At 50.0% G+C, this 8,336-nt stretch carries 12 protein-coding genes; all 12 read left to right on the forward strand.

Annotated elements, in window-relative coordinates; all coding sequences use genetic code 11:
- The first annotated feature begins 277 nt into the window (after positions 1-277).
- The 12 genes from Q674_RS37040 to Q674_RS41155 all read left to right on the forward strand — a co-directional run bounded on the left by Q674_RS37040 (position 278) and on the right by Q674_RS41155 (position 7,980).
- Positions 278-598 (forward strand): hypothetical protein, encoded by a 321-nt coding sequence (locus Q674_RS37040; RefSeq protein ID WP_023009708.1) that lies wholly within the window; start codon positions 278-280, stop codon positions 596-598.
- Between the two features lie 67 nt (positions 599-665).
- A complete protein-coding gene (locus Q674_RS37045; RefSeq protein WP_023009709.1) occupies positions 666-1,700 on the forward strand; it encodes a DUF2806 domain-containing protein in 1,035 nt (344 codons plus the stop codon).
- A 415-nt stretch (positions 1,701-2,115) separates the two neighbouring features.
- Complete coding sequence (locus Q674_RS37055) at positions 2,116-2,577, forward strand: hypothetical protein (RefSeq protein WP_023009711.1); 462 nt, start codon at positions 2,116-2,118, stop codon at positions 2,575-2,577.
- 100 nt (positions 2,578-2,677) lie between these two features.
- Positions 2,678-3,049: a transposase gene (locus Q674_RS37060; RefSeq protein ID WP_023009712.1), complete on the forward strand. Its 372-nt coding sequence runs from the start codon at positions 2,678-2,680 to the stop codon at positions 3,047-3,049.
- A 110-nt stretch (positions 3,050-3,159) separates the two neighbouring features.
- A complete protein-coding gene (locus Q674_RS41705) occupies positions 3,160-3,555 on the forward strand; it encodes an IS3 family transposase (protein ID WP_161629372.1) in 396 nt (131 codons plus the stop codon).
- A complete protein-coding gene (locus Q674_RS41150) occupies positions 3,516-3,899 on the forward strand; it encodes an integrase core domain-containing protein (protein ID WP_161629373.1) in 384 nt (127 codons plus the stop codon). The genes Q674_RS41705 and Q674_RS41150 overlap by 40 nt, the downstream gene beginning before the upstream one ends.
- Before the next feature lie 60 nt (positions 3,900-3,959).
- Complete coding sequence (locus tag Q674_RS37070) at positions 3,960-4,361, forward strand: hypothetical protein (RefSeq protein WP_023009714.1); 402 nt, start codon at positions 3,960-3,962, stop codon at positions 4,359-4,361.
- Positions 4,362-4,428: 67 nt separating this feature from the next.
- Positions 4,429-5,451: a hypothetical protein gene (locus Q674_RS37075; protein WP_023009715.1), complete on the forward strand. Its 1,023-nt coding sequence runs from the start codon at positions 4,429-4,431 to the stop codon at positions 5,449-5,451.
- Positions 5,452-5,907: 456 nt separating this feature from the next.
- Positions 5,908-6,348, forward strand: a complete 441-nt coding sequence (locus Q674_RS37085) for a hypothetical protein (RefSeq protein ID WP_023009717.1) — start codon at positions 5,908-5,910, stop codon at positions 6,346-6,348.
- Between the two features lie 92 nt (positions 6,349-6,440).
- The gene (locus Q674_RS37090) at positions 6,441-6,941 is read left to right on the forward strand and encodes an AAA family ATPase (RefSeq protein WP_023009718.1); all 501 of its coding nucleotides are present in this window, start codon (positions 6,441-6,443) and stop codon (positions 6,939-6,941) included.
- Positions 6,942-7,034: 93 nt separating this feature from the next.
- Positions 7,035-7,562 (forward strand): GNAT family N-acetyltransferase, encoded by a 528-nt coding sequence (locus tag Q674_RS37095; protein WP_031210407.1) that lies wholly within the window; start codon positions 7,035-7,037, stop codon positions 7,560-7,562.
- Positions 7,563-7,629: 67 nt separating this feature from the next.
- Positions 7,630-7,980: a hypothetical protein gene (locus Q674_RS41155; protein WP_152526092.1), complete on the forward strand. Its 351-nt coding sequence runs from the start codon at positions 7,630-7,632 to the stop codon at positions 7,978-7,980.
- Positions 7,981-8,336: the final 356 nt, after the last annotated feature.

Below are 8,336 nucleotides of genomic sequence, written 5' to 3' on the forward strand. Positions count from 1 at the left end.
CTTATTCAGAGCCTCCTTAGGAGAAATTCGAAATTTGGCCGTTGGGCTATCGGTTTCATGGCTTGCGTAAGTGCCTTTTTCCTCTCCGCTGGATTGGCAGCATTTGTGTATGCAGGCACAGCCACTTCGATCAGTTTAATGTACCTTGCTGTAGGAACTGGCGGTGTACTCGGGGTGCTGTGCGCATGGGGTGTTTTCCTTCGTCGCCACCTTAACAAGCCACGGAAGTCGGACGCGTGAGACGCGCCGCTTCGTTCAGCGTTAGCGGGTAAAGACTATGGAGTGGCTTGCCACAATTTTTAGCTGGTTTTTCCCCGATGCCGTTAAGAAGGCGGAGCAGTCATCAGCGCAATCTCGACACACTCACGGGCTCCGGAAAGCTGAACAGCAACTGCAGGCGGGATTTACTCTGAAATCCATTAGTGTTTCGGATCAAGGTAAACAGGAAGCGAAATTGTCCTTTGTTCAGGGCGTGGGCTTTAGTATTACACTTCGCGATGGTCAGGAAAGGACTCGAAACTTTGAAAGCATCAATGATCTCGACGAATTCTTGGTTTCCGAAACCTCGTTCAGGATCGGAGACTTCTTGCCGCGCTAACAATTCACAGCACCGGACGCCACATGCGTGGCGCCGGTGTGCTCCGCGTTAAGAATAAGAGGGAAATATGGACTATCCCGGTGAGAAATTGCTTATCAAGCTTTGGGAAACACTCGCTGAGAAAGGTGTTGGCTCACTCTTGGTTCCATGGCAGGAGAAAAGGGTTGCAAAGGCACGCATTGAAATCCGAAAGAGCGAAATGCTTCAAATTGCGCAAGTTGAAAAAGAAGTCGAAGCCATTAAAGCAGGAAAATACTCTCTCAAAGGCAATGATTCGAACAAACTCTTGAGTGCACCGCCGGAAAGAGTAGATGAGTTGGGCAGAGTTGAGCCGACTTTAAACCTAGATGATCTTGCGACGAGCGTGATGAATAACGATCTCTCCGAAGGGATCAGGAGAGAAACAAACATTGCCAGGGCGATACTGAATGCCGAGGACGTTCTGCAGAATGATGCTCAGGAGCCTTCGGAAGACCCGGTGGAGGATGATTGGTTATTCGCATGGAGAGACTATGCAGGGCGGGTATCTTCGAGCGAGCTTCAAGATTTGTGGGGTCGGATTCTGGCCGGTGAGGTGAAACAGCCAGGGTCGTACTCTATGCGTACTCTAGAGTTTTTAAAAGGACTCTCAAGGTCTGAAGCATTGTTAATTAGCAAGCTGGCGCGTTTTGTTATTGCCTCAAGAATCTTCCGAGAGAAAGACAAATTTTTAGAGAGTGAAGGTATAAACTTTACTAAATTGATGTTTTTGCAGGATATTGGAGTGTTGTCTGGCGTTGAGGCAACCGGGCTGAAATCTTCTGTAGGGAGCTTATCAGAAGACACATTCTTCCAGGCAATCACTGCTAATAATAAGGTGATGCTTCTTGAGAACGACGACCCTAAAAAACAAGCAACAATGCCTGTTTATCTTTTGACCCAGGTTGGGATAGAAGTGCTCAAGCTCGCCAGTTTCGATATCCATCCGGAATACTTAGAGTCAGTCGCCAAGGATTTCGTACGCCAGGGCTTCAAAGTGAAACTTGCAGACTGGGTTCAACAAACTGCTAATTCCGGTCAGTTCTTCAATGCCGTGGAAATTACGCTTGAACAAAATTCTTAACCAATTGGTGAAGCCGACCGGTACTGCGCTCCGCTCCGCACCGGCGGCTTACCCACGGCGTTATGAGTAAATTGAGGAAAGTTGGGTGCCATTGATTCTTATGTTTGCTCTATTAGTGGTGGTCTTCGCCTTGTTGAGGTTCGGCGTCATCGTGCTTGACCGGCACGTGTTCGGGTTTCAAGTTAACCCGATCTTGAGACGGGGAAAAATTCGCAGCATTCGAGAGTACAAAATCATGCACAACTACATCGAAATGCTTTTCGAGCGAGACCCAGAGCTATTCAACCAAAACCCCGAGACAGCAAGATTAAATTCTTTGATGAACGCTTACCACAGTGAAAACTCATAACATGTGGCTGTTGTCGGACGCGCCTACGCTGGTGCTACGGTGCGCCGCAAAGCCAGAGCGTTAGGCATGAAGGAAATGTCACAGATAGCTCGCAAGATGCTGTGGGCGCCGATAGGGCTCTATTTGCTCGCATTTGTTCTGCCAGGAACAGTCGCGCCAACAGGCGAACTGATCCGGGGCTACGACATGACTCTGCAAGGTGGTCTGTTGTTGCTGGTTACCCTTGCGAATCTGGGCAATGATCCTTGGAATCTTCTTCTTTGGCTTGCACCTTGGTTGGGGAATATTGTGTTCTTATGGGGAGCCTTTTGCTTCTCCCGCCATGGTTACGTGTCAGCCGGGCTATGGGCGCTCATTTCCTTAGCGCTTATTTCGGACTTTGTAATCTCACCCATGGCCATCTATCGCGGCTCCGGAGAAGGCGCAGGTACAGTGGGTTTGGCTTACGGATATTTTGTTTGGTTGGCAGCACCAGCCTTGCTGCTTTTGATCAGTATATTTGCGGCCAAGAGCAGGCAACATGCCTAACCATTAGCGCAAGCGGACCGGTTTGCGCTGGCGCTCCAACCGGCTGATCTTGCACCACTTTAGTGGACGGTCATTTACCGGACACTAGAGGGGGCCTGTCATGGGGCACACCTACAAAAGAAACTACGACCGTTACACCCTGGCGTTCAAGCTGCGGGCCGTTAAACTGGCTAATCACCCTAACGTTAAAACCAAAGATATTGCGGAGGGGCTGGGGATACACCCGGTGATGCTGTACCGCTGGTGTATGGAGCATCGCAACGGGACGCTGGTTGAAAACAAACACATGAAAAAGCAGAAGCCCTCTCCCAAAAGAGTGAATCCTCCACCGGATTCTGAAGCCGCTGCCGAAGATGAGTTGGCCAAGGCTAAGAAGCGCATCAAGGATCTGGAAAAACAGCTGAATGCACGCCAAGAGGAAATTGATCTTCTAAAAAAGGCGCGCCGGTTCTTCGAGAAAAACCGTCACTGATTTTTGCGTTTATCGAGAAGAACCGGGATCAGTTCAGTATCAAGCGCCTCTGCCTGTTTTTTGGTGTGTCGCGTAGCGGCTTTTACGCTTGGCTTGCCCGACCCACGAGCGTGCACCGGCAATACGATGAAACACTCAAAGGTGCCATCGTTGAACTGCACCAGGGGTATCGGCGAGCCTATGGCGCGCCACGGGTACATCAGGCGTTGCGCCAGCAGGGGCTGAGTTGCAGTCGTCGACGGGTGAATCGGTTGATGCGAGCCCTGGAGATCAAAGCATCCACCACCGGTCTGTATGCTTGGCGACCGGGTCAGCATGCGTTTTACAGCTCGGCCGGCAAACAGCTCAAAGGCAGTAATGCGCCGACTGGTTGCGGGCAGCAGTGGGCCGGTGACTTCACCTACCTGAAAACGCGCACCGGCTGGCTGTATCATGCCGGATCATTGACCTGTTCAGTCGCAGAGTGGTGGGTTGGTCATTCAGCAGCCGCCGCAACAGCGAACTGACCAAGAGTGCGCTGCGAATGGCTTTGCTGAACGAGGCACCAGCACCGGGTTGCCTCTTCCACTCGGACCAAGGTATCGAATACGCCGCGCACGACTATCGGGAGTTACTGGAGATGGCGGGTATGGTTCGCAGTATGAGTCGAAAGGGCAATCCCCTCGACAATGCCGCCATGGAGTCGTACTTCCATACCCTAAAGGCGGAGTTGGTGCACAAGCGCCTGTTCGACACGAAAGTGCAGGCCGTCTCGGAAATCATTCACTACATGATGTTCTATAACAGCGAGCGGCTGCACTCAAGCCTAGGCTACCAATCCCCGGAGGATTATGAAAAGCTCAGTGCGTAAAGTGTCCACCAAAGTGGTGCAAGATCAGCCGCTTATTCAAGGCGTTAAGTTGCAATAATTATGAATCAGTTCGATGGACCAAACTGGCGAATCAATTTGCTGCCCGGGTGGCTAGGAGAGCATGAAGAAGGTTGCTCAATCGTTTTTCATCCGGAAGGCATCGGAGCACTCGAGATCAGTAGCTATTCCAAAGAAGGAATGGTCACGGAAGAAGACTTAAGAGGGCTGGCGCAAGAGCACATAGAGGCCGGTGCCAAACTGACGGAAACCTCCGCTGGCGACTTCAAAGGGTTCACTTTAGCATTTGGTTCGGACAATGAATTTTGGCAGCTATGGTATGTGGCCAGTGGGCCAACGGCTCTGTTCATCACATACAACTGCCAGGCAGTCGACCGTGACGCTGAGATCGAATCGATCAAAAGCATGGTCTCAAGCTTGGCTGCAATTTATACCAGTAGGTGAGGCCGACCGGTACTCCGCTACGCTCTGTCCTGTCAGCTTACCCAAGGCGTTAAGAGGCGAGCAGTAAATGCAACAATTGCAGACAATCGAAGACCAGGTTATTTCGGCAGTACAAGACTTTGCAAACTCAATTCGTTCAGGAAGCAAAGTCGTGGCTGATATGTCTGCACTGATTGATGTAACCGATAATTTGCCTCTTTCCAGCTTTGACTACTGGGAGCGTTTGATTCGCTCTGAGTTTTCTTCGGCGTTAAGAGAGTCCAGCACTCCGAAATGGAAGGTTTGGTCAAAGCCCAAGGAATTTATAACCTGGCTTGACCTGATTAGCTGGGATGGTTACAGGCGAGAAAAAGCTCTACGAGCCCTGTCAGGGGCCGCGCCGAATGCATTCTTTTTTTCTCTAGCAGTTCGCAGGCTTAATGATTGGGTGCCTCAAGTTCGCAAGGCTGCAAGAGAAAAACTACCAGAGATAGCAGGATCTACAGATCCTGATTATGTCGTTGAGGCGCTAAGCATTGCGCTTTCCAATTGGAACTCTTGGGGCAGGATCGAAGAAGGAGATAAAGAAGTTCTTCTTCAAATTATCTGTGAAGAGAAAATTGCAAAGTCTCTTCGTTCTAAGTTGATTTCATCGGCTTCTGGGCCTATGCCATCGCTCTTTTCTCAACTTGGCCGGACACCGATTCTTGACGAAAAAATGGAAGAAATAGCTAGTTTTGCGATTCAGCCGTCGGTTCGAGCTAAAGCATACCGCAGCCTATTTGAAGGGCGGATTGTATGGATGGAAGGCCGGAAATGGGAGTGGACCGATATACGTTATTGTGAAGGCCGGCTAAAGCCTGTCGTTGCTGAGCGCAAGCTGAATGTTAAAGCTCCAATGCTCGAACTATTGAAAAAATCATCTGAAGATCGATCATCTATCGTAAGGCGAGTTTCAGCTGAGATTCTGATACGAGAGCTAGACAGTTTAGGTTCTGTTGCCAGGACGTTTACTGAGCGTTTTATCTCGGATAAATCTCGGCCCGTATCTGAAAGGGGTGAGTTCGCATTAAAGAAACTTGATGAGGCGGAGCGTGCCACTACCTCTTAACAAGAGCATGTTGTCGGACTGGTTTTCCGCTGTGCTCCAAACTAGCCGCAAATGCGAGCGTTATAAGTTGCGAGAAGTTTTTGTTGGATTTTGGAAAGAGACTAGATATTTGCGATCCGATGCGGATAGAGGGTAGGGGATTGGGTAGTCTGAGTAGGTGGTTCAAGGTTCTACAGCTACTTTTACCAATTATACTGATCGGTATCGGAGTGCTTCATGCCGTTTCGACTCTGATAGGGGCCGGTTTTGACGCAGCTATCAATCAATTTCTATATCCGTTCATCTTTGTAACAAGCGGGCTCGTTCTCAGTGACTTCAATAGGCGCCGCAAGGATCTAAACTGAGGGTCTATGCCAAGACTTATAACAAGGCCCGGCACGGCGACGCCTACTACATTGCGGCTTCGCCTCCATTCCGCAGCCGCGTATGCAGGCTGGTGTTAGGTGAGCAAAATCAATGTTTCCGTTTCTCAAAAAAGCCTTATCTGGGCGCAATAAGCCAAGTATCGAAATCGTTCACGACAGGTTGGGCCCGATGACTTTTTTGGAAAGTGAAGGTTATTGGGAGGCGGCCAGTGGCGAGGTTTTCCATAGTATTCCAGGCGACGCGAAAGGGCCCTATCCTCAATCAGTGCAGTTCATACTGAGCAAGCTTGCCGAGCTTGATCACTATTTCGATAAGTGTTCCGAGCACCTTGTGTCGATCGCCTCGGGTTGGGATTCGATTCCAAAGGGTATGGCTGCTTCGGAGCTGTTTCAGGTCTCTGCTATTTCTGTGGATACGACTGATAACCGGGAGTGGGAAATTTGTTTCGAAACACGGCCGGAATTTAGGTGGATCCACATTGGGCTGCAATTTGAGAACGAGGAAATCCTCTCAAATGACATCAGCACCTAACAAGGCCATTAAGGTCGTACCAAGCTGATGGCCCCCACCGGACGCTCTAGTCGGGCGCCGCTTATCTTGGTGTTATGTGTAAGGATTAAGCAATGAGTAGGTACGGAACGTTGATATTCTTCTGTGGGAAGATGGGAGCTGGCAAAAGCACTTTGTCTGGCAAGATCGCTCGTGAGCGGGGAGCCGTGCTTATTTCTGAGGATGAATGGCTAGCCGCATTGTTCCCCGGTGAGATTAAGGATTTCAATGATTACATAAGCTACTCATCCCGTCTCAAGCCTGTGCTGAGATCACACGTTGAGCAAGTGCTCTTGGCTGGTACCTCTGTGGTCCTGGATTTTCCTGGCAATACCCGGAAGCAAAGAGCTTGGTTCAAAGATATATACTCGAAACACGGTATTCCTCATGAACTGCACTATTTGTCGGTAGACGATGAAGTTTGTTTAAAGCAGCTTAAACAGCGGCAGAAAGAACAACCCGAACGAGCGCAGTTCGATACAGAGGAGGTCTTTAGGATGGTGACAGATTACTTTGAGCCGCCCGAAGAGTCGGAAGCGTTTAACCTCCAGATTGTAGAACGGAAGTCCGCATAACAAAGCAATCAAATTAGTTCTGGCCTTCAGCCTCCGCCGGAGGCCCTTTTCAGGGCGCCTTTTATTGCTGGCGTGAAGCACAGGGAGAGAGCGGTGTCATTGTTTGAAACAGAGAGGTTGGTTGCAAGGAAGCTATCCCATCAGGATGTCCCGGTGCTCACCGCAATGCTCAGTGATCCGGAAGTCATGAAATTCTCCGTTCGCGGAGTTTGCGACGAGGAAGCTACTCGAAAGTTCGTTGATTGGTGCCTTGAGTGTTACGCCTCTCATGGAATAGGGCCGTGGGCATTCTGTGAGAAGGAATCTGGGCATTTTATCGGCTTCTGTGGCATTGGGCCTGAGTTGGTTGGCGATGTCGAAGAACTCAATCTAGGTTATCGGCTGGCGCGCAGGTTCTGGCACCAGGGGTATGCTACAGAAGCTGTAAAAGGTGTTCTCCAGTATGCTTTCGATCAAACACACCGCGAGTCGGTAATTGTTATTATCGAGCCGGAGCACACAGCCTCCGTTAGGGTGACGGAGAAGGTTGGATTCAGAGATTATACGATTCGAGAATTCCATGCCCGAGCTGTGCGGGTATATCGAATGACGTGCGACGACTGGGCATTGCATAATCAGTAGCTCCAGTCGTTCCGCTGCGCTCCACAAACCGGTCGCTGGGCATGGCATTAAGCAGGAGTTAGATGGGATGTCGGCATTAGATTTTATACCTTCATCCTTAGCTGCCCTTTCTATATCAGAAAAAGAAATTGTTTTACCTATGAAGGAGGCCTTGGAGGCAGTTGATTACCTAGAACGCCACGGACGACACATATTGGGCTGGGAAGGCTGGGTAAAAACTCCGGATGGCCGCGTAGGTCACGGTAGTGCGCCGCAAGGTACGGTTAGCCTCGAGGATTACTCTCCAGCTGAAGCAGCGGGCATTTGCCGGGCGACGATACCTGAAGAAGCCAAAGTTTGGGCTGCAGATAATCCAGCGACGAAAGAGTCTTTGTATTTTTGCATCACAGTACGTGGGCAATCCAAATGCCGAAGCTGATATATAGGGCTTTTACAAACAAGGCCATTAAATCTGTTCCGGGCCGATGGCCCCCACCAGGCGCTCTTGTCAGGGCGCAGAGAGTCGATGACCAAATCTTTGCCATAGTCGGGCTCTTCTCCACGTAAATCTTCGAAAAATCCTCGAATTTTGTGCCTTGTTTCCTTCGCCATCCATTGGGATTCGTGCAAGGTGTCAGTGAGTAAACGTTGGAGCACTGTGCCAAGGCGTAACTTCCGGGTAATCGCCAATTAACAAGTCACTGGTGTGGACTGCCTGTGCTGGGCACCGTCAGCCGTAATGCTTGGCGTTAGCTAGTAAATAATTATCAGATTTAAGGAGGCTCTGAATAAGTC

It is taken from the genome of Marinobacter sp. EVN1 (genome assembly GCF_000475375.1).
Lineage (GTDB): Bacteria > Pseudomonadota > Gammaproteobacteria > Pseudomonadales > Oleiphilaceae > Marinobacter > Marinobacter nauticus.

What these genes read in the sequence shown, in the direction of transcription:
- Q674_RS37040 (WP_023009708.1), top strand. Translation starts at nt 278, where the DNA reads ATGGAGTGGCTTGCCACAATTTTTAGCTGGTTTTTCCCCGATGCCGTT.
- Q674_RS37045 (WP_023009709.1), top strand. Translation starts at nt 666, where the DNA reads ATGGACTATCCCGGTGAGAAATTGCTTATCAAGCTTTGGGAAACACTC.
- Q674_RS37055 (WP_023009711.1), top strand. Translation starts at nt 2,116, where the DNA reads ATGAAGGAAATGTCACAGATAGCTCGCAAGATGCTGTGGGCGCCGATA.
- Q674_RS37060 (WP_023009712.1), top strand. Translation starts at nt 2,678, where the DNA reads ATGGGGCACACCTACAAAAGAAACTACGACCGTTACACCCTGGCGTTC.
- Q674_RS37070 (WP_023009714.1), top strand. Translation starts at nt 3,960, where the DNA reads ATGAATCAGTTCGATGGACCAAACTGGCGAATCAATTTGCTGCCCGGG.
- Q674_RS37075 (WP_023009715.1), top strand. Translation starts at nt 4,429, where the DNA reads ATGCAACAATTGCAGACAATCGAAGACCAGGTTATTTCGGCAGTACAA.
- Q674_RS37085 (WP_023009717.1), top strand. Translation starts at nt 5,908, where the DNA reads ATGTTTCCGTTTCTCAAAAAAGCCTTATCTGGGCGCAATAAGCCAAGT.
- Q674_RS37090 (WP_023009718.1), top strand. Translation starts at nt 6,441, where the DNA reads ATGAGTAGGTACGGAACGTTGATATTCTTCTGTGGGAAGATGGGAGCT.
- Q674_RS41155 (WP_152526092.1), top strand. Translation starts at nt 7,630, where the DNA reads ATGTCGGCATTAGATTTTATACCTTCATCCTTAGCTGCCCTTTCTATA.